This is a genomic window from Pseudomonas sp. 05N36 (assembly GCF_056397385.1).
In genome coordinates, this window is sequence record NZ_JBFTNH010000004.1 from 60,885 (window position 1) to 79,971 (window position 19,087).

Consider the following 19,087-nt stretch of genomic DNA (forward strand, 5'->3'; position numbering starts at 1 on the left):
GTGTGGGAATTGGTCAAATCCGGCGGCTGGATGATGCTGCCGATCATTCTGAGTTCCATCGCGGCAATGGCGATCGTTGCCGAGCGTCTCTGGACCTTGCGCGCCAGCCGTGTGACCCCGGAGCACTTGCTCGGGCAGGTCTGGGTCTGGATCAAGGACAAGCAACTCAACAAGGAAAAACTCAAGGAACTGCGCGCCAATTCGCCGTTGGGCGAGATCCTCGCCGCGGGCCTGGCCAACTCCAAGCATGGTCGCGAGATCATGAAAGAGTGCATCGAAGAGGCCGCTGCCCGGGTGATCCATGAGCTGGAGCGCTACATCAACGCGCTGGGCACCATCGCCGCCATGGCGCCATTGCTCGGCCTGCTCGGCACGGTGTTGGGCATGATCGATATCTTCAGTTCGTTCATGAGCACCGGCATGACCACCAACGCTGCGGTGCTGGCCGGCGGTATTTCCAAAGCCTTGATCACCACGGCTTCGGGCCTGATCGTCGGTATCCCGTCGGTGTTCTTCCACCGGTTCCTGCAACGGCGCATCGATGAACTCGTCGTGGGCATGGAGCAGGAAGCCATCAAGCTGGTTGAAGTGGTGCAGGGCGACCGTGACGTCGATCTGGCTGAGGGCAAAGCGTGAAATTCCGCCGCAAGCAACGGGAGAACGTGGACATCAACCTTGTGTCGCTGATCGACGTGGTGTTTGTCCTGCTGCTGTTTTTCGTCGTGACCACCACCTTTACCCGTGAAACCCAGCTGCGCGTCGACCTGCCGGAAGCCGTCAGCGGGTCGCCCGCCGAAGACCAGCAGGCCAAGCAACTGGACATCGCCATCAGCGCCGACGGCGTGTTTTCGGTCAACAACCAGTTGTTGCCGAAGAACGATCTGGCCAGCCTGATCGACGCCTTGAAGAAGGAGTCGAATGGCGACACCAACTCGCCGCTGTCGATCAGCGCCGATGGCAAAACCCAGCATCAGGCCGTCGTCACGGCGATGGATGCCGCGGGCAAGCTGGGTTTCACCCACTTGCGCATGACCACCGTTGAGGCGGCGCCGGCACCCTGATGGCCATGTCCGATCGTTTGCTCGCCGCCTGGTATGCCGGTCATCCGGCGCTGAAACTGTTGCAGCCACTGGAGTGGCTGTACCGGCGCGTGGTCACGGCCAAGCGCGAACGGTTTCTGGCCGGCCAAGGTGAGATCTACCAGCCGCCGGTGCCGCTGATCGTCGTCGGTAACATTACCGTGGGCGGAACCGGCAAGACGCCGTTGATCCTGTGGATGATCGACCACTGCCAGCGCAGTGGCCTGCGGGTGGGCGTGGTCAGTCGCGGTTATGGCGCCAAACCGCCGCAATTGCCCTGGCGGGTCGACGCCGGGCAGAGCGCAGCCATCGCGGGCGATGAACCGTTGTTGATCGTCCAGCGCACCGGCGTGCCGTTGATGATTGACCCTGATCGCAGTCGCGCCGTGCAGGCGCTGTTGGCCGCTGAGCCGCTGGATCTGATCCTGTCTGACGATGGCATGCAGCATTACCGTCTGGCACGCGATCTTGAGCTGGTGCTGATCGATGCCGCACGCGGATTGGGCAATAAACGCTGCCTGCCGGCCGGTCCTCTGCGTGAGCCGGTCGAACGCCTGCAAAGCGTCGATGCGCTGCTCTACAACGGTGCCACGGCAGATCGCGACGACGGCTTTGCCTTCCAGCTGCGACCGACTGCGCTGGTCAACCTGCTGACGGGCGAACGCCGCTCGCTTGAGCATTTCCCCGCTGGCCAGGCCTTGCACGCGGTGGCCGGAATCGGTAATCCGCAACGTTTCTTCAACACCCTTGAAACGCTACACTGGCAGCCTGTTCCACATGCTTTTGCCGACCACGCCGAATACAGCGCGGCGGCCTTGAATTTCACACCGTCGCTACCGTTGGTGATGACCGAGAAGGATGCGGTGAAATGCCGAACCTTCGCGGCCGCTGACTGGTGGTATCTGACGGTCGATGCTGCGCCATCGCCGGCCTTCGTGGCCTGGTTCGACACGCAGTTGATGCGGCTGTTGCCCGCACGTCTTTTGCCTTAAAACGCTTTTATCCAGGGAATGCTCATGGACACCAAATTGCTCGACATCCTCGCTTGCCCGATCTGCAAAGGTCCGCTCAAGCTCAGCGCCGATAAAACCGAGCTGATCAGCAAAGGCGCCGGTCTGGCCTATCCGATTCGTGATGGCATTCCGGTGATGCTCGAAAGCGAAGCGCGCACCCTGACGGCAGAAGAGCGTCTGGATAAATGAGCACTGCCTTCACCGTCGTGATTCCGTCGCGTTTTGCTTCCACCCGTCTGCCGGGCAAGCCTCTGCAAATGATTGCCGGCAAGCCGATGATCCAGCACGTTTGGGAACAGGCGAGTAAAAGCAGCGCGCAGCGGGTGGTGGTTGCCACGGACGATGCGCGCATTGTCGAGGCCTGCAAGGCCTTTGGCGCTGAAGTGGTGATGACCCGCGAGGACCATAACTCCGGCACCGATCGCCTGGCTGAAGTTGCTGCCCAACTGGGCCTGGCACCGGACGCTATCGTGGTCAATGTGCAGGGCGATGAGCCGTTGATTCCGCCGAGTGTGATCGATCAGGTTGCGGTCAACCTGGCGGCCCATACCGAAGCGCGCATGGCGACCCTGGCCGAACCGATCGAAGACGTTGAAACCCTGTTCAACCCCAACGTGGTCAAGGTTGTCAGCGATCTGAATGGCCTGGCGCTGACGTTCAGCCGCGCGACCTTGCCGTGGGCGCGGGACGACTTCGCCAAGAGCCGCGAGCAATTGCCGGCTGGCGTTCCTTACCGTCGGCACATTGGTATCTATGCCTATCGCGCCGGTTTCCTGCATGACTTTGTCAGCTGGGGCCCGTGCTGGCTGGAAAACACTGAGTCTCTGGAGCAGCTGCGTGCGCTCTGGCATGGTGTGCGGATTCACGTTGCCGATGCACTGATTGCACCGCCACCGGGTGTCGACACGGCTGAAGACCTCGAGCGCGTTCGTCGCCTGCTGGAGGCCTGATGCGGGTTCTGTTCGTCTGCCTGGGCAACATCTGCCGTTCACCCACGGCTGAAGGGGTGCTGCGACACAAACTGCGTGAAGCCGGTTTGGTCGATCAGGTCGAAGTGGCTTCTGCGGGCACCGGCGACTGGCACGTCGGCAAGGCGCCGGACAAACGCAGCCAGGCCGCCGCGCTGCGCCGTGGTTATGACCTGTCCGCGCAACGTGCCCAACAGGTCACGCGCGCCGATTTTTCCCGCTATGACCTGATCCTCGCCATGGACCACAGCAACCTGCGCAACCTCAAGGCGTTGCAACCGGCCAAGGGCAGGGCGGAGCTGGATTTGTTCCTGCGCCGCTATGAGTCGAGCGTGGATGAAGTGCCGGATCCTTATTACGACGGCGATCAAGGTTTCGAGCAGGTGCTGGACCTGATCGAGCGTGCCAGTGATTTGCTGGTGATTGAATTGAAGGGACGCTTATGACTTTGCACCTGCAATCGCAGGTTTCGCTGAAGCCGTACAACACCTTTGGCGTGGATGTGCGTGCGCAATTGTTCGCCGAAGCCCACAGTGATGCCGATGTGCGCGAAGCGCTGGCGTATTCGGCCGCGCACGCCATGCCGCTGCTGGTGATTGGCGGTGGCAGCAACCTGTTGCTGACCGCAGACATTGCCGCGCTGGTGTTGCGCATGGCCACCCGTGGTGTTCGGGTGTTGAGCGACAACGGCAGTCAGGTGGTGATCGAAGCCGAGGCCGGTGAAAGCTGGCACCCGTTTGTGCAATGGACGCTGGCGCAGGGCCTGTCTGGCCTTGAGAACCTCAGCCTGATTCCTGGCACCGTCGGTGCCGCGCCGATGCAGAACATCGGGGCCTATGGGGTCGAGATCAAGGATGTGTTCGCCGGTCTGACCGCGCTGGACCGCCAGACCGGCGAGCTGCGGGATTTCACGCTGGCCGAGTGCAACTTTGCCTACCGCGACAGCCTGTTCAAGCAGCAGGTCGGTCGCTGGCTGATCCTGCGGGTACGTTTCGCCCTGAACCGCGTCGAGCATCTGCATCTGGAATATGGCCCGGTTCGTCAGCGCCTGACCGAGCAAGGCATCGATCATCCCACTGCGACCGATGTCAGCCAGGCGATTTGCAGCATTCGCAATGAGAAACTCCCTGACCCGGCGGTGCTCGGTAATGCCGGCAGCTTTTTCAAGAACCCGTTGGTATCGGCAGCTCTGGCGGCACAAATTCGCCTTGAGTATCCGGGCCTGGTTGGTTATCCACAAGCGGATGGCCGGGTGAAACTGGCGGCTGGCTGGTTGATTGAGCAGGCGGGCTGGAAAGGTTTTCGTGACGGCGACGCCGGCGTGCATCGTTTGCAGTCGCTGGTGCTGGTCAACTACGGCACGGCCACCGGGCTTGAGTTGCTCAACCTGGCACAGCGGATCCAGAGAGACATCGCCGAGCGCTTCAATGTCGAGCTGGAGATGGAGCCGAATCAGTATTGAGCTACGCTTGATCGCTGAATCCAGAGCCCTGCACACCTTCCTTGGTTGCAGGGCTTTTTTGTTAATGCTGAGTTAACTTAGCCTGCTAACGATGCAATCATTTGCTCCATAACTCTACCTATATGCGGGCGTGCCCATGATTACCCTGAAGCTCAATGGTCAAGATCATCAACTCGACGTCACCGAGGACATGCCGCTGCTCTGGGCAATCCGCGATGTGGCCGGTTACAACGGCACCAAATTCGGTTGCGGCATGGGGCTGTGTGGCGCTTGCACGATTCATATCGACGGCGCCCCGGCGCGCAGTTGCATCACGCCTATCGGTTCGGTGATCGGGCAGGACGTCAGCACCATCGACAACTTGCACAGCGATCCGGTCGGCCAGGTCGTCCAGCAAGCCTGGCTCGACACGGCAGTCGCCCAGTGCGGTTTTTGCCAGGGCGGACAGATCATGTCGGCCACTGCGTTGCTCAAGACCAATCCCAATCCCAGCGATGAACAGATCGAACAGGCGATGGTCGGCAATATTTGCCGCTGCGGCACGTACAACCGCATCAAGACCGCGATCCGCCAGGCCTCCACTCATCTGCAGGAGCGCAAGGCATGAGCCAGCTACCGAATGATTTCGCCCTGAGTAATCTCAGTCGTCGCGGTTTTCTCAAAGGCGTGAGTGCGACCAGTGCGCTGGTGCTCGCCGCCAGTTGGGGCTGGCAGGACGCGTTCGCTGAAGAGAAGAAGTTCGGCGCTGCGGGCATGCCCAATGGCTGGATCGATGATCCCAAGGTCTACGTGAGCATTGCCGCCGACGGCAGCGTGACGGTGGTCTGTAACCGTTCGGAAATGGGCCAGGGCGTGCGCACCAGCTTGAGCATGGTGGTCGCCGATGAACTGGACGCCGATTGGGCGCGGGTCTTGGTCCGGCAGGCGCCGGGTGATGAGGTGCGCTTTGGCAACCAGGACACCGACGGTTCGCGCAGCATGCGCCATTGGTACGAGCCGATGCGCCGTTGCGGTGCCGCTGCACGAACCATGCTGGAACAAGCCGCAGCCGATCAGTGGAAAGTCCCGGTTGGCGAATGCCGCGCGCAATTGCACAAAGTTATCCACCAGCCTACCGGGCGCGAACTCGGTTACGGTGCACTCGCCGTCGCTGCGGGGGCGCTGGCCGTGCCGGCTCGCGAAAGCCTGCGGCTCAAGCAGCCGTCGGAATTCCGTTATATCGGTAAGGAAGGGACTAAGGCGATTGACGGTGCGGACATCGTCAATGGTCGTGCGGTCTACGGTGCCGACGTGCACTTTGACGGCATGCTCTTCGCCACCGTGGCGCGGCCGGCGGTGTATGGCGGCAAGGTCAAGTCCTTCGATGCCAGTGCGGCGCTGAAGGTCCCGGGCGTGGTCAAGGTCATCCAGATTGAAAGTCGCCCATTGCCCTCGGAATTCCAGCCGTTGGGCGGGGTGGCGGTGATTGCCAGCAATACCTGGGCGGCGATCAAGGGTCGTGAGGCGTTGAAGATCGAGTGGGATGACGGCGCCAATGCCGGTTACGACTCGATTGCCTACCGCAAGGAACTGGAAGCCGCCGCCCTGAAGCCGGGCAAAGTGGTGCGCAGCACCGGCAATATCGAGGAGGCCATGAACAGCGCCGACAGCAGTCTGGAAGCCGCCTACTACTTGCCGCATCTGGCGCAGTCGCCAATGGAACCGATGGTTGCCATTGCGCGTTTCAAGGATGGCCATTGCGAAGCCTGGGCGCCGAGTCAGGCCCCGCAAGTGACCCGGGAGCGCATCGCCGAGCGTTTGGGTATCCCATTCGACAAGGTCACGGTCAATGTCACCTTGTTGGGCGGCGGTTTCGGTCGCAAGTCCAAGCCGGACTTCATTCTGGAAGCAGCGATCCTGGCCAAGGAGTTTCCCGGCAAGGCTGTGCGCGTGCAATGGACCCGTGAAGACGACATCCATTGTTCGTACTTCCATACCGTCTCGGCGGAATACCTCAAGGCCAGCCTGAACAAGGACGGCATGCCGTCCGGCTGGTTGCACCGCACCGTAGCGCCCAGCATCACCGCGTTGTTCGCGCCAGGCATGAATCACGAGGCGGCCTTCGAGTTGGGCATGGGCTTTACCAACATGGCCTACGCGATTCCCAATGTACGCTTGGAAAACCCTGACGCGGCGGCGCATACCCGGGTTGGCTGGTATCGCTCGGTGTCGAACATTCCTCACGGTTTCGCGATTCAGAGCTTTGTCGATGAGTTGGCACACAAGGCCGGACAAGACCCGCTGAAGTACCAGATCAAGCTGTTGGGACCGGACCGTCAGATCGATCCGCGAACCCTGAGCGAAGAGTGGAACTACGGCGAATCCCCTGAGCGTTATCCGATCGATACGGCGCGCCTGCGTGGCGTTCTGGAAGCGGCGGCCAAGGGTGCCGGCTGGGGGCGAAAACTGCCCAAGGGTCGTGGTTTGGGCCTGGCGGTGCATTACAGCTTCGTCACCTATGTGGCGGCGGTCATCGAGGTTGAAGTCAAGGATGACGGTACGTTGATCGTGCACAAGGCCGACATCGCGGTCGATTGCGGTCCGCAGATCAACCCGGAACGGATTCGCTCGCAATTCGAAGGCGCCTGCGTTATGGGTCTGGGTAACGCGGTGCTGGGTGAAATCAGCTTCAAGGACGGCAAGGTCCAGCAGGACAACTTCCATATGTACGAAGTGGCGCGCATGTCCCTGGCGCCGAAAGAGGTGACGGTGCATTTGGTCACGCCGGCGGGCAACGTGCCGCTGGGCGGTGTCGGTGAGCCGGGTGTGCCGCCCATCGCTCCGGCGTTGTGCAATGCGATCTTCGCTGCCACCGGCAAGCGTATTCGCAGCTTGCCAGTTCGTTACCAGTTGCAAGGCTGGCAGCAGACCAAAGCCTGATGCGCAGCGTCGAGCAGGGTATCAAGCTGGGCGCGATCATTCTTGCGGCGGGGCAGGGCAGTCGTTATCGACTAGTGGCAGGTGCCGATCAGGACAAGTTGCTGGCGATGTGCGAAGGGCGCGACGGCAGTGTGCGACCGGTGATCGAGCAGGTGCTATGCAATCTGCCGATGGGCATAGACACCCGGTTGCTGGTGACGACGCCGGATCGTCCAGAGGTTGCACGGCTGGCCCGGGCCTATGGTTGCCAAGTGCTGCTATTGGCGTCGGCGGGCATGGGCGACAGCATTGCGGCGGCGGTCGCTGCGTGTCCGGCGCTGGATGGCTGGCTGGTGGTGTTGGGGGATATGCCGTTTATCTTGCCGTCGAGTATCGAGCGGATTGCCGAGGGGATAGCGGTCGATACCATCAGCGTGCCCGTGCAGGGTGGCGAGTTTGGGCATCCGGTGGGGTTTGGGCGTTCGCTGGGGGCGGCGCTGATGGCGTTGTCCGGCGACCGCGGGGCCAAACCGTTGTTTGCCTCGGCGAAAGTGGTAGAGGTGGCGGTGGAGGATCCGGGCGTGTTGTGGGATGTGGATGTGCCTGAGGCGTTGGTCTTCAAGTAGCTCCGGCGCAGATCACGTGTGGGAGCGAGCCTGCTCGCGATAGCGATTTAACATTCAGTATTGATGCAAGCTGATCCACCGCTATCGACTTCTTCGACGGAACGCAGGTTTTCGTCGAAGGTTGGGGCAGCAGGCTCGGCAGTCACTTCGGCGGCCGGGGCAGGGGCTGCCTCGACAACTTCAGCAACAACCGGGGCTGGCTCGGCAGCAACGGCCGGTGCAGCAGCGGCAGCCAGTTCGGCTTCCTTCTGCAGGCGCTCCTCTTCACGCTTGCGGCGACGCACTTCACGTGGGTCGTTTGGCGCGCGGCCACTTGGCGTCAGGGCACTGACCGGGGCGGCTTCGACAACCGGTGCAGCCACTTCGGCGACAACCGGAGCTTCAACCACCGGAGCAGGCTCGGCAACAACAGCCGGGGCTTCAGCGACTGGTGCTGGCGCTTCGACAGCTGCAGTTTCTGCAACCCAGTTGAATGCAGTTTGCTCTTCGCGAACCTCAGGCGCCTTTTCAGCGACCGGGGCTTCAACCACAGGCTCTGCAGCGACTACTGGCTGCTCGGCGACTACGGCTGGTTCAACAGCCGCGTGAACTTCAGGCTGTGCTTCACGAACGGGAGCTACTTCGACGGCAGGAGCGACTGGCGCTTCGACCGGAGTAGTGGCTTCCACGACTGGCGCTTCAACCTGAGCCACTTCCTGAACAGCTTCTTCAGTCACGGCAGCAGTAGCGCGTTCAGCTTGCTGATGAGCCTGGGCTTCAGCGGGAGCGCTGATCACAGTGCTGGCAACAGCGGCGGTAACGGCCAGGCCGGCAGCCAGTTCAGCGCCGGTTGGCTCTTCGCTGGTTTCGGACTCTTCCGAGCCTTCGATCACGTTGCCGTTGGCATCGCGTTGACGCTCGCGACGGTTGCTGCGACGACGCTGACCACGGGAACGGCGGCGTGGACGATCGCCTTCGGCGTTTTCCTGGCCATCTTCCTGCAGTTGCTCTTCGCTGGTTGGCAGCTCTTCTTCAGCAACGGCGGCAGCGGCTTGTTCGGCACGTGGTTGACGTTCTTCACGCGGTGGGCGTGGAGCGCGTTCTTCACGTGGCTGACGAGCCGGACGCTCTTCGGCAACAGCCGTTACAGCGGCGGCAGCGGCTGGCTCGGCATCCAGAGGTTCACGCAGTTCACGAACCGGGCGCTCTTCACGCTCGCCACGTGGCTTGCGGTCTTCACGAGGGGCGCGTGGTGCGCGCTCTTCACGCGGAGGGCGCGGTGCGCGTTCTTCGCGAGCGACTGCTGGAGTCTCTTCGCGGGCTTCGCGTGGTTGACGCTCTTCACGAGGCTCGCGCGGTGCACGTTCTTCACGAGGGGCGCGTTCTTCGCGTGGTTTGCGTTCTTCATCGCGGCGACCGTTACGGGTGCGGCTCTGCTGGCGACCGTTACGACGCTCTTCGTTGCGTGCCGGACGCTCGACGGCTGGTTTTTCAACCACAACCGGAGCCGCAGGCTCTTCCTTGGTGGCGAACAGGCTGACCAGCGACTTCACCAGGCCTTTGAACAGGCTTGGTTCTGGCGCTGCGACCGGAGCGGCAACCGGGGCAGCAACGACTTCGGTCGGAACCGGAGCGTTGGCACGGGCAGGAGCGGTTTTCACGGCGGCTTCCTGGCGAACCAGGGTGCGGGTGGCGGCGGCCGGTTGAACTTCTTCCACTTCAGCAGCGGCAGCAGCGATTTCGTAGCTGGACTGGTTGATGTGGGCTTCCGGGCTGTCATCGCGCAGGCGCTGAACTTCGAAGTGCGGCGTTTCGAGGTGGTCGTTCGGCAGGATGACGATGCGGGCGCGGGTGCGCAGTTCGATCTTGGTGATCGAGTTGCGTTTTTCGTTCAGCAGGAACGCAGCAACCGGGATCGGCACTTGTGCGCGAACTTCGGCAGTGCGGTCTTTCAGGGCTTCTTCTTCGATCAGGCGCAGGATCGCCAGCGACAGCGATTCAACGTCACGGATGATGCCGGTGCCGTTGCAGCGTGGGCAGACGATGCCGCTGCTTTCGCCCAGCGATGGACGCAGGCGCTGACGGGACATTTCCAGCAGGCCGAAGCGCGAGATGCGACCGACTTGCACGCGAGCGCGGTCGGCTTCCAGGCATTCGCGGACTTTCTCTTCCACGGCGCGCTGGTTCTTGGCAGGGGTCATGTCGATGAAGTCGATGACGATCAGGCCGCCGATGTCGCGCAGGCGCAACTGACGGGCGATTTCTTCGGCGGCTTCAAGGTTGGTTTGCAGGGCGGTTTCTTCGATGTCGCTGCCTTTGGTGGCGCGCGCCGAGTTGATGTCGATGGACACCAGGGCTTCGGTCGGATCGATAACGATGGAGCCGCCGGAAGGCAGTTCAACGACGCGCTGGAAAGCGGTCTCGATCTGGCTTTCGATCTGGAAGCGGTTGAACAGCGGAACGCTGTCTTCGTACAACTTGATCTTGCTGGCGTACTGCGGCATCACCTGGCGGATGAAGGTCAGGGCTTCGTCCTGGGCTTCAACGCTGTCGATCAGCACTTCGCCGATGTCCTGGCGCAGGTAGTCGCGGATCGCGCGGATGATCACGTTGCTTTCCTGGTAGATCAGGAATGGCGCGGAACGATCCAGCGAGGCTTCTTTGATGGCGGTCCACAGTTGCAGCAGGTAGTCGAGGTCCCACTGCATTTCTTCGCTGCTGCGGCCAAGGCCGGCAGTGCGCACGATCAGACCCATGTCGGCCGGGGCAACCAGGCCGTTCAGGGCTTCACGCAGTTCGTTGCGCTCTTCACCTTCGATGCGACGGGAGATACCGCCGGCACGCGGGTTGTTCGGCATCAGCACCAGGTAACGACCGGCCAGGCTGATGAAGGTGGTGAGGGCGGCGCCCTTGTTGCCACGTTCTTCTTTTTCGACCTGAACGATGACTTCCTGGCCTTCGCTCAGGACGTCCTTGATGTTGACGCGGCCTTCTGGGGCTTTCTTGAAGTATTCGCGGGAGATTTCTTTAAGGGGCAGGAAGCCGTGGCGCTCAGAGCCGAAATCGACAAAGGCAGCCTCAAGGCTTGGTTCGATGCGAGTAATCCGGCCTTTATAGATGTTGGCCTTCTTCTGCTCGCGTGCACCGGACTCGATGTCCAGGTCGTAGAGGCGCTGGCCGTCTACCAGTGCAACACGCAACTCTTCGGGTTGAGTTGCGTTAATCAGCATTCTTTTCATGTAGTACCGTCGGTTTCCGGGCTGCCGGAAACGGCGTTCGGCACACACGACTTCTCACGGTCGGTGTCAGGTGCGTCAGGAGTGGTTGGCCACTCCAGTGTCTAGCGAGGTTCGACCAATTGGGCCGGAGTCGCGACGTACGCGTCCTGCTTGCTGTGGCTACTTAAGCACTCAGTCAGGAGGAGGAATCAACCGGCGACTGTGGACGAGATGAAGCGTCTAAATATAAGCCTAGTGCTACACAGTCCGACGGTTGTGCATCTCCACCCTACACGTATCCCTGATAATTCGGGTGCTGCCGCGCGCAGAATCCGCAGCGGGTTGGCATTTACCGTGTTCTCCAATGGGGAGTTCACGCTCATGGCTACACAAGACTGGGCGAGAGCTGTTTGGCTAACACTCAGCTTGTAACAGGCGTTGTTTCCGAAGCATTCGCTCAAGGGCTGGTTCGGGACTGACTGCACTTTGTGAACTGGCCGTAAATATCGGCGCATCAGACGAGTGGTTGCTCTGTTGCTGCGCTCGCTTCAGGCCTCATGTCACCTGCGCTTGTTACAATCACGAACCTTCCAATCGTTGCGAAAGCCCCGTAGGACGGCCTCGCGTCCTGATGAATTGCGTTGGTCAGGGCCGGCAGTTTGCCGTTTGTCCTCTGTCCAGGCCGCTTTTGGCGGCGTTCGCGACTATAGCAGCAATGATTAAGTGCTTCAATTCCATAAAAAATTGTTATCATTCGCGCCATGACGACTACTGCCCCCTCGACCCCAGGCGTACAACTGCTTGAGGTCTCGCCGGAATATGCCGGCCAACGTATTGATAACTTCCTTCTCGCTCGGCTCAAAGGCGTGCCCAAGACCTTGATTTACCGCATTTTGCGTAAAGGCGAAGTGCGAGTGAACAAAGGTCGGATCAAGCCCGAATACAAGCTGCAGGCGGGCGACATCGTGCGCGTGCCGCCGGTGCGTGTGCCGGAGCGCGACGAGCCCGTGCCATTGGCGCAAGGTTTGTTGCAACGCCTCGAGGCCTCGATTGTCTTCGAAGACAAGGCGTTGATCGTGATCAACAAGCCCTGTGGCATCGCTGTTCACGGCGGCAGCGGCTTGAATTACGGCGTGATCGAAGCCTTTCGTCAGTTGCGTCCGGATTGCAAGGAGCTTGAGCTGGTTCACCGTCTCGATCGTGACACCTCCGGCCTGCTGATGATCGCCAAAAAACGCAGCATGCTGCGTCACTTGCACACCGCATTGCGCGGCGATGGCGTCGATAAGCGCTATATGGCGCTGGTCCGCGGTAACTGGGCTGCCTCGATCAAGCAAGTCCGTGCGCCGCTGGGCAAGAGCAATCTGCGCTCCGGCGAGCGCATGGTCGAGGTCGACGAGGAGGAGGGCAAGGAGTCCGTGACCGTGTTCAAGGTCCTGCGTCGCTTTGGCGACTTTGCCACCCTGATCGAAGCCAAACCGATCACTGGCCGGACTCACCAGATTCGCGTCCACACCTTGCACGCCGGGCACTGCATCGCCGGCGACACCAAGTACGGTGATGATGACTTCAGCAAGGAAATTCGTGACCTGGGCGGCAAGCGCCTGTTTCTCCATGCCTACATGCTGTCCGTGCCGCTGCCTGATGGCGGTGAGCTCAAGCTTCAGGCACCGGTGGATGAAATGTGGGCCAAGACCGTGGAGCGCCTGAGTGCACCCTGATTACAAGTTGCTGATTTTCGATTGGGACGGCACGTTGGCCGACTCCATTGGTCGGATTGTCGAGGCGATGCATGTGGCGTCGCAGCGATCCGGTTTTCAGCTGCGCGATGATCTTGCTGTCAAAGGCATCATTGGCCTGGGGTTGCCGGAAGCGATTCGCACGCTGTATCCGGAGATTGGCGATGATGAGCTGGTGGCATTCCGTCAGCACTATGCGGATCACTACATCGCCTCGGAGGCCGTGCCTTCGCCGTTGTTTGGCGGTGTTGTCGAGTCGCTTGAGGCATTTCGTGCCGAGGGTTATCACCTGGCGGTGGCTACCGGCAAAGCGCGTCGCGGGCTGGATCGCGTGCTGAAGTCCCACGGCTGGGAAAATTATTTCGATATCACCCGCGCTGCCGATGAAACCGCCAGCAAGCCGCATCCGCTGATGCTCGAGCAGATTCTGGCCCATTGCGACGTCCGCCCGGAGCAGGCGTTGATGGTGGGGGATTCGTCGTTCGATCTGCAGATGGCGCGCAACGCCGGGATGGATTCGGTTGCCGTCAGCTATGGTGCTCAATCGATGGAAGCCTTGCGTATGTTCGAACCGCGCCTGGCCATTGATCATTTTTCGCAATTGCACGCCTGGCTGGGTCAGCGGGCCAATTAAGTTTTTGTTGGGGTGGATGGAATGACCGACGAATGGAAGGCGCCAGCCAAGGCCAGTGCCGAAGAGGGCGAAGACAAGAGCTGGAAGCTGCTTGAGAAAACCCTGCTTGCGGGGGTGCAAGAACAGCGTCGCTCACGGCGTTGGGGGATTTTCTTCAAGCTGCTGACCTTTGTTTATCTGCTCATCGCGTTGGTCCTCTTCACGCCGCTGATGGATATTGAAAAAAGCGCGACTCGCGGGTCGAGCTACACCGCGTTGATCGAAGTGACCGGGGTGATTGCCGACAAGGAATCGGCCAGTGCCGACAACATCGTCGGCGGTTTGCGCGCCGCGTTTGAGGATCCGAAGGTCAGGGGCATCGTGCTGCGAATCAATAGCCCGGGCGGCAGTCCGGTGCAGTCGGGTTATGTCTACGATGAAATTGGTCGTCTGCGTGCCCTGCATCCGGCGATCAAGGTTTATGCAGTGATTTCCGATCTGGGGGCTTCGGGGGCGTACTACATCGCCAGTGCGGCGGACCAGATCTACGCCGACAAGGCGAGCCTGGTGGGTTCGATTGGCGTGACGGCGGCCGGTTACGGGTTTGTCGGGACTATGGAAAAGCTCGGAGTCGAGCGTCGGACCTATACGTCGGGCGAGCATAAGTCGTTCCTCGATCCGTTCCAGCCGGAAAAGCCGGATGAAATCAAGTTCTGGCAGGGCGTTCTGGATACCACTCACCAGCAATTTATCAACAGTGTCAAAAAGGGCCGCGGTGATCGCCTGAAAGACAAAGAGCATCCGGAGCTGTTCTCCGGGCTGGTCTGGTCGGGCGAGCAGGCGCTGCCATTGGGCTTGATCGATGGTTTGGGCAGTGCCAGTTCGGTGGCGCGTGACGTGATCGGCGAGAAAGAGCTGGTCGACTTCACGATTCAAGAGTCGGCATTCGACCGCTTCTCGAAAAAGCTCGGCGCCAGCGTGGCTGAGCAGTTGGCCATGTGGATGGGCTTTCATGGGCCGGCATTGCGCTGATCGTTGTGTGACATAAAAAAGAACCGGCCCACGTGGCCGGTTTTTTATCTTTAGGGAATCTGCACGCCTTCAGCCAGCAGCATGTCCACCAGGCGAATCAGCGGCAGGCCGACCAGGCTCGTGGCGTCGGGGCCTTCGGTGCTTTGAAACAGGCTCACGCCCAATCCTTCGGCCTTGAAGCTGCCAGCGCAGTCGTAGGGCTGTTCGGCGCGCAGGTAGCGTTCAATGCGCGGCTGATCCAGTGTGCGCATGTGGACGGTGAAGGGGATGCAGTCGAGCTGGCAATGGCCCGTCTGGCTGTTGAGCACCGCCAGGCCGGTCAGGAAGGTCACGCTGGCGCCGCTGGCGGCCAATAATTGATCGCGAGCCTTCTCGAACGTGTGGGGTTTGCCAATAATCCGTCCGTCGAGCATGGCGACCTGGTCCGAGCCGATAATCAAATGGGCGGGATGACTGCTCGCCAACGCTTGGGCTTTTTCGCGGGCCAGGCGTTTTACCAGTTCGATGGCTGACTCTTCCGGTTGATGGCTTTCGTCGATATTCGGTGAGCTGCAGGTAAATGGCAGTTGCAAGCGGGTCAGTAATTCGCGGCGATAGACCGAGCTTGAAGCAAGTAATAAAGGCAGCATACGGCTCTCCAAAAGTCAGTCGCAAATTCTAGCGGGGCTTCCAAGTGACGGACAGGGCTGAATTTCCTTTGACATGGCTGGGGGCATCCCTATAATGCTGCGCCTATGTTGAATGACCCGATTCCACCTCACGTTGACCCGCGCAAATTGGCTGATCGTGGCACCACCCTTCAAGGTGAAATGCTGCTGGCCGATTTGGAGAGACTCTGCGACCCGCTTTCCGACACTGTCGGTACGGTGCAGGCTAAATTCGTTTTTGAACGAGATGAACGTAAATCTGTGGTTATCCACAGCTTTATCGACACTGAAGTCAAAATGGTTTGCCAGCGTTGTCTTGAGCTGGTCACCCTGCCGATTCACAGCGAATGCAGTTATGCTGTGGTAAAGGAGGGTGCGAATACCCAGTCGTTGCCGAAAGGTTATGACGTGCTGGAACTGGGCGAAGATCCTTTGGATCTGCAGTCACTGATCGAGGAGGAGCTTCTGCTCGCCTTGCCCATTGTGCCTGCTCATCATCCGGAAGAATGCCAGCAGCCGGCGGGTCTCGATGAGCCCGAACCGAGCGAGGACGAGGTAACGCGGTCCAACCCGTTCAGTGTATTGGCGCAGTTAAAGCGTGACCCAAACGTTTAGGAGTTAATCAATTATGGCTGTTCAGCAGAACAAAAAATCCCGCTCCGCCCGTGACATGCGTCGTTCGCACGATGCTCTCGAGGCAAGCACCCTGTCCGTAGAAAAAACCACTGGTGAAGTTCACCTGCGTCACCACGTATCGCCAGAAGGCGTATACCGTGGCCGTAAAGTGATCGACAAGGGCGCTGACGAGTAATCCTTGTCCGCTCAAGTCATCGCGATTGACGCAATGGGCGGGGACTTCGGTCCCCGCAGCATTGTTCAGGCCAGCCTTGCTTGTCTGTCAGCTACGCCCTCGCTGCACCTGACCCTCGTCGGTCAACCCTCCCTTTTAGAAGAATTGATCGCCAGCCAGTCGGCTGTGGATCGCGCGCGCCTGACGATTGCGCCGGCCAGCGACGTGATCGGCATGGACGAAAAGCCTTCCCAGGCCCTGCGTGGCAAGCCGGACTCCTCAATGCGGGTTGCGCTCGAGTTGTTGCGTGATGGCAAGGTTCAGGCGTGTGTCAGTGCCGGCAATACCGGTGCGCTGATGGCGTTGTCGCGTTATGTGCTCAAGACCTTGCCGGGTATCGATCGGCCGGCCATGGTGGCGGCGATCCCGACGCAGCGTGGTTATTGCCAGTTGCTCGATCTGGGGGCGAATGTCGATTGCAGTGCCGAGCACCTGTTCCAGTTCGCGGTGATGGGCTCGGTGGCGGCTGAAACCCTGGGCATTGCTCGTCCGAAGGTCGCGTTGCTGAACATTGGCACCGAAGACATCAAGGGCAATCAACAGGTCAAGCTGGCGGCGACGCTGCTGCAAAACGCTCGCGGGCTGAATTACATCGGCTTCGTCGAGGGTGATGGCGTATACCGCGGTGAGGCTGATGTGGTGGTGTGCGACGGTTTTGTCGGCAACATCCTGCTCAAGTCCAGCGAAGGGCTGGCGACCATGATTGCCGGGCGGATCGAGGCGTTGTTCAAGCAAAACCTGGCGTCGAGAATAGTCGGGGCTCTGGCGTTGCCGCTGATGAAGCGCTTGCAGGCCGATCTGGCGCCTGCCCGACATAATGGCGCAAGCTTCCTCGGTTTGCAGGGGATCGTCGTTAAAAGTCACGGTTCGGCCGGTGTGCAGGGCTTTCAGAGTGCCATTCAGCGCGCCTTGATCGAGATTCAGGAGAACCTGCCGCAGAGGCTTCACGGTCGCCTCGAGGATTTGTTGCTTTAGGCATTTTCGCTCGACAATGCTTAAATGTGACCGCTCAGTTCAATTAGCCATCCAACTGTCAGTTTCTTGCGTCCAGCAGTACAGGACGTCAATTCTCCGACGACAAGATCATTAGGGGCTTGTTACATGTCTGCTTCCCTCGCATTCGTCTTTCCAGGACAGGGTTCGCAGTCCCTCGGCATGCTGGCCGAGTTGGGCGCGCAACATCCGTTGATCCTCGAAACTTTCAAAGAAGCTTCCGATGCCCTGGGTTACGACCTGTGGGCACTGACCCAGCAAGGGCCGGAAGAGCAGCTCAATCAAACCGACAAAACCCAACCGGCGATTCTCACCGCTTCGATTGCCTTGTGGCGTCTGTGGCTGGCTGAGGGCGGCGCACGTCCGGCTTACGTTGCCGGTCATAGCCTGGGTGAGTACAGCGCGCTGGTCGCGGCCGGCAGCCTGAGTTTGGGTGATGCCGTGAAGCTGGTGGAGCGTCGCGGTCAGCTGATGCAGGAAGCGGTGCCGGCCGGGCAGGGCGGTATGGCCGCCATTCTCGGCCTGGATGACGCTGATGTGCTGGCTGCCTGTGCCGAAGCGGCGCAAGGCGAAGTCGTCAGCGCGGTCAACTTCAACTCGCCGGGCCAGGTGGTGATCGCCGGTGTCAAGGCGGCTGTCGAGCGCGCCATTGAAGGCTGCAAGGCGCGTGGTGCCAAGCGCGCCATGCCGCTGCCGGTCAGCGTGCCGTCGCACTGCGAACTGATGCGCCCGGCTGCCGAGCGCTTTGCCGAGTCGATTGCTGCGATCAACTGGCAGGCTCCGCAAATCCCGTTGGTGCAGAACGTCAGCGCTGATGTGGCGCCGGACCTGGAAACCCTCAAGCGCGATCTGCTTGAGCAACTCTACAAGCCGGTTCGCTGGGTTGAGTCGGTCCAGACGCTGGCCGCCAAAGGTGCTACTCAACTGGTTGAATGCGGTCCGGGCAAAGTCCTGGCTGGCCTGAACAAGCGCTGCGCCGAAGGCGTGTCGACCTCTAACCTGAACACCCCGGATGCTTTCGCTGCTGCTCGTGCAGCGTTGGCCTGAACTTAGGAGAAGCCTGCATGAGTCTGCAAGGTAAAGTTGCACTGGTTACCGGCGCGAGCCGTGGTATTGGCCAGGCTATCGCACTGGAACTGGGTCGTCAGGGCGCTATCGTGGTGGGTACCGCGACTTCCGCTTCGGGCGCTGAGCGCATTGCGGCCACCCTGAAAGAAAACGGTATTCAAGGCACCGGTCTTGAGCTCAATGTCACCAGCGACGAGTCCGTAGCGGCTGTGCTGGCGAGCATTCAGGAGCAGTTCGGTGCGCCGGCGATTCTGGTGAATAATGCCGGTATCACCCGCGATAACCTGATGATGCGCATGAAAGATGACGAGTGGCATGATGTCGTCGATACCAACCTGAACAGCCTGTTTCGCCTGTCCAAGGGCGTTTTGCGTGGCATGACCAAGGCGCGTTGGGGTCGAATTATCAGTATTGGTTCGGTTGTGGGTGCCATGGGCAACGCAGGCCAAGTAAACTATGCAGCCGCCAAGGCAGGTCTGGAAGGTTTCAGCCGTGCTCTGGCGCGTGAAGTGGGTTCGCGCTCGATTACGGTCAACTCGGTGGCTCCAGGGTTCATCGATACCGATATGACCCGCGAATTGCCAGAAGCGCAGCGTGAAGCCTTGCAGACGCAAATTCCGCTGGGCCGTCTGGGGCAAGCTCAAGAGATCGCGTCCGTGGTCGCTTTTCTTGCGTCGGACGGTGCGGCTTACGTTACTGGGGCTACAATCCCGGTGAACGGCGGGATGTACATGTAATTCAAATGTGACGGATTGCTTCAAAAAAATGTCATACGAGCTGTCTAAAATCCGTTATAAAGCTGCAATCTATTTATAGGCAGAGGGTCGTCAGGGTTTGAGGAGTGAAGCTTTCAGTTGAAAAACTGAAAAGCCTTTCTATACACTTACCCACTGGCCAGCTGC

The 19,087-nt window shown here is 60.3% G+C and carries 20 protein-coding genes; 18 read left to right on the plus strand and 2 right to left on the minus strand.

Annotated elements, in window-relative coordinates; translation table 11 throughout:
* The 10 genes from AC1DIH_RS06920 (at position 1) to AC1DIH_RS06965 (ending at position 8,046) form a co-directional block, all read left to right on the plus strand.
* Positions 1–636, plus strand: a complete 636-nt coding sequence (locus AC1DIH_RS06920; protein ID WP_019689340.1) for a MotA/TolQ/ExbB proton channel family protein — start codon at positions 1–3, stop codon at positions 634–636.
* A complete protein-coding gene (locus AC1DIH_RS06925) occupies positions 633–1,061 on the plus strand; it encodes an ExbD/TolR family protein (RefSeq protein WP_019689341.1) in 429 nt (142 codons plus the stop codon). The genes AC1DIH_RS06920 and AC1DIH_RS06925 overlap by 4 nt, the downstream gene beginning before the upstream one ends.
* Positions 1,061–2,071 carry a tetraacyldisaccharide 4'-kinase gene (gene lpxK / locus AC1DIH_RS06930; protein WP_477771125.1) on the plus strand — a complete coding sequence of 337 codons (1,011 nt, stop codon included), beginning with the start codon at positions 1,061–1,063 and terminating at the stop codon, positions 2,069–2,071. The genes AC1DIH_RS06925 and lpxK overlap by 1 nt, the downstream gene beginning before the upstream one ends.
* A 24-nt stretch (positions 2,072–2,095) precedes the next feature.
* Positions 2,096–2,281: a Trm112 family protein gene (locus AC1DIH_RS06935; protein WP_019689343.1), complete on the plus strand. Its 186-nt coding sequence runs from the start codon at positions 2,096–2,098 to the stop codon at positions 2,279–2,281.
* Complete coding sequence (gene kdsB / locus AC1DIH_RS06940) at positions 2,278–3,042, plus strand: 3-deoxy-manno-octulosonate cytidylyltransferase (RefSeq protein ID WP_477771126.1); 765 nt, start codon at positions 2,278–2,280, stop codon at positions 3,040–3,042. The genes AC1DIH_RS06935 and kdsB overlap by 4 nt, the downstream gene beginning before the upstream one ends.
* Positions 3,042–3,506 (plus strand): low molecular weight protein-tyrosine-phosphatase, encoded by a 465-nt coding sequence (locus tag AC1DIH_RS06945; RefSeq protein WP_477771127.1) that lies wholly within the window; start codon positions 3,042–3,044, stop codon positions 3,504–3,506. Before kdsB ends, AC1DIH_RS06945 begins: the two co-directional genes overlap by 1 nt.
* Complete coding sequence (murB, locus tag AC1DIH_RS06950) at positions 3,503–4,522, plus strand: UDP-N-acetylmuramate dehydrogenase (RefSeq protein ID WP_477771128.1); 1,020 nt, start codon at positions 3,503–3,505, stop codon at positions 4,520–4,522. The genes AC1DIH_RS06945 and murB overlap by 4 nt, the downstream gene beginning before the upstream one ends.
* 136 nt (positions 4,523–4,658) lie before the next feature.
* Positions 4,659–5,129, plus strand: a complete 471-nt coding sequence (locus AC1DIH_RS06955; RefSeq protein ID WP_347927556.1) for a (2Fe-2S)-binding protein — start codon at positions 4,659–4,661, stop codon at positions 5,127–5,129.
* Positions 5,126–7,441 carry a xanthine dehydrogenase family protein molybdopterin-binding subunit gene (locus AC1DIH_RS06960; protein WP_477771129.1) on the plus strand — a complete coding sequence of 772 codons (2,316 nt, stop codon included), beginning with the start codon at positions 5,126–5,128 and terminating at the stop codon, positions 7,439–7,441. The genes AC1DIH_RS06955 and AC1DIH_RS06960 overlap by 4 nt, the downstream gene beginning before the upstream one ends.
* Entirely contained in the window at positions 7,441–8,046 is a 606-nt protein-coding gene (locus AC1DIH_RS06965) for a nucleotidyltransferase family protein (protein ID WP_477771130.1), read from the plus strand. Before AC1DIH_RS06960 ends, AC1DIH_RS06965 begins: the two co-directional genes overlap by 1 nt.
* 47 nt (positions 8,047–8,093) lie before the next feature.
* Here AC1DIH_RS06965 and rne read toward each other — a convergent pair whose 3' ends face one another.
* A complete protein-coding gene (gene rne, locus AC1DIH_RS06970) occupies positions 8,094–11,264 on the minus strand; it encodes a ribonuclease E (RefSeq protein ID WP_477771131.1) in 3,171 nt (1,056 codons plus the stop codon).
* A gap of 740 nt (positions 11,265–12,004) precedes the next feature.
* Here rne and rluC point away from each other — a divergent pair.
* From rluC to AC1DIH_RS06985, 3 genes are read left to right on the plus strand one after another with little or no spacing between them, the layout of a single operon-like run.
* The gene (gene rluC / locus AC1DIH_RS06975; RefSeq protein ID WP_477771132.1) at positions 12,005–12,964 is read left to right on the plus strand and encodes a 23S rRNA pseudouridine(955/2504/2580) synthase RluC; all 960 of its coding nucleotides are present in this window, start codon (positions 12,005–12,007) and stop codon (positions 12,962–12,964) included.
* On the plus strand, positions 12,954–13,616 hold the full coding sequence (locus AC1DIH_RS06980) for an HAD-IA family hydrolase (RefSeq protein ID WP_477771133.1): 663 nt from the start codon (positions 12,954–12,956) through the stop codon (positions 13,614–13,616). Before rluC ends, AC1DIH_RS06980 begins: the two co-directional genes overlap by 11 nt.
* Before the next feature lie 21 nt (positions 13,617–13,637).
* Positions 13,638–14,627: a S49 family peptidase gene (locus AC1DIH_RS06985; RefSeq protein ID WP_477771134.1), complete on the plus strand. Its 990-nt coding sequence runs from the start codon at positions 13,638–13,640 to the stop codon at positions 14,625–14,627.
* 50 nt (positions 14,628–14,677) lie between these two features.
* Here the strand turns inward: AC1DIH_RS06985 and AC1DIH_RS06990 are convergent, their stop codons facing one another.
* Positions 14,678–15,256 (minus strand): Maf family protein, encoded by a 579-nt coding sequence (locus AC1DIH_RS06990; RefSeq protein ID WP_477771135.1) that lies wholly within the window; start codon positions 15,254–15,256, stop codon positions 14,678–14,680.
* Between the two features lie 105 nt (positions 15,257–15,361).
* Here AC1DIH_RS06990 and AC1DIH_RS06995 point away from each other — a divergent pair, with 105 nt between their 5' ends.
* The 5 genes from AC1DIH_RS06995 to fabG all read left to right on the plus strand — a co-directional run bounded on the left by AC1DIH_RS06995 (position 15,362) and on the right by fabG (position 18,922).
* The gene (locus AC1DIH_RS06995) at positions 15,362–15,889 is read left to right on the plus strand and encodes a YceD family protein (protein ID WP_008152342.1); all 528 of its coding nucleotides are present in this window, start codon (positions 15,362–15,364) and stop codon (positions 15,887–15,889) included.
* A 13-nt stretch (positions 15,890–15,902) separates the two neighbouring features.
* Entirely contained in the window at positions 15,903–16,085 is a 183-nt protein-coding gene (gene rpmF / locus AC1DIH_RS07000; RefSeq protein ID WP_003179396.1) for a 50S ribosomal protein L32, read from the plus strand.
* A 3-nt stretch (positions 16,086–16,088) separates the two neighbouring features.
* The gene (gene plsX, locus AC1DIH_RS07005; RefSeq protein WP_477771136.1) at positions 16,089–17,099 is read left to right on the plus strand and encodes a phosphate acyltransferase PlsX; all 1,011 of its coding nucleotides are present in this window, start codon (positions 16,089–16,091) and stop codon (positions 17,097–17,099) included.
* 126 nt (positions 17,100–17,225) lie between these two features.
* A complete protein-coding gene (gene fabD / locus AC1DIH_RS07010; protein ID WP_477771137.1) occupies positions 17,226–18,164 on the plus strand; it encodes an ACP S-malonyltransferase in 939 nt (312 codons plus the stop codon).
* A gap of 17 nt (positions 18,165–18,181) precedes the next feature.
* Complete coding sequence (fabG, locus tag AC1DIH_RS07015) at positions 18,182–18,922, plus strand: 3-oxoacyl-ACP reductase FabG (protein ID WP_007997043.1); 741 nt, start codon at positions 18,182–18,184, stop codon at positions 18,920–18,922.
* Positions 18,923–19,087 lie beyond the last annotated feature (165 nt).

Bases quoted from the DNA above. Each gene is read 5' to 3' on its own strand.
- rpmF (WP_003179396.1), top strand. From the start codon at position 15,903: ATGGCTGTTCAGCAGAACAAAAAATCCCGCTCCGCCCGTGACATGCGT.
- AC1DIH_RS06955 (WP_347927556.1), top strand. From the start codon at position 4,659: ATGATTACCCTGAAGCTCAATGGTCAAGATCATCAACTCGACGTCACC.
- AC1DIH_RS06990 (WP_477771135.1), bottom strand. From the start codon at position 15,256: ATGCTGCCTTTATTACTTGCTTCAAGCTCGGTCTATCGCCGCGAATTA.
- kdsB (WP_477771126.1), top strand. From the start codon at position 2,278: ATGAGCACTGCCTTCACCGTCGTGATTCCGTCGCGTTTTGCTTCCACC.
- rne (WP_477771131.1), bottom strand. From the start codon at position 11,264: ATGAAAAGAATGCTGATTAACGCAACTCAACCCGAAGAGTTGCGTGTT.
- fabG (WP_007997043.1), top strand. From the start codon at position 18,182: ATGAGTCTGCAAGGTAAAGTTGCACTGGTTACCGGCGCGAGCCGTGGT.
- AC1DIH_RS06985 (WP_477771134.1), top strand. From the start codon at position 13,638: ATGACCGACGAATGGAAGGCGCCAGCCAAGGCCAGTGCCGAAGAGGGC.
- AC1DIH_RS06945 (WP_477771127.1), top strand. From the start codon at position 3,042: ATGCGGGTTCTGTTCGTCTGCCTGGGCAACATCTGCCGTTCACCCACG.
- AC1DIH_RS06995 (WP_008152342.1), top strand. From the start codon at position 15,362: ATGTTGAATGACCCGATTCCACCTCACGTTGACCCGCGCAAATTGGCT.
- murB (WP_477771128.1), top strand. From the start codon at position 3,503: ATGACTTTGCACCTGCAATCGCAGGTTTCGCTGAAGCCGTACAACACC.
- lpxK (WP_477771125.1), top strand. From the start codon at position 1,061: ATGGCCATGTCCGATCGTTTGCTCGCCGCCTGGTATGCCGGTCATCCG.
- fabD (WP_477771137.1), top strand. From the start codon at position 17,226: ATGTCTGCTTCCCTCGCATTCGTCTTTCCAGGACAGGGTTCGCAGTCC.
- AC1DIH_RS06960 (WP_477771129.1), top strand. From the start codon at position 5,126: ATGAGCCAGCTACCGAATGATTTCGCCCTGAGTAATCTCAGTCGTCGC.
- rluC (WP_477771132.1), top strand. From the start codon at position 12,005: ATGACGACTACTGCCCCCTCGACCCCAGGCGTACAACTGCTTGAGGTC.
- AC1DIH_RS06965 (WP_477771130.1), top strand. From the start codon at position 7,441: ATGCGCAGCGTCGAGCAGGGTATCAAGCTGGGCGCGATCATTCTTGCG.
- AC1DIH_RS06935 (WP_019689343.1), top strand. From the start codon at position 2,096: ATGGACACCAAATTGCTCGACATCCTCGCTTGCCCGATCTGCAAAGGT.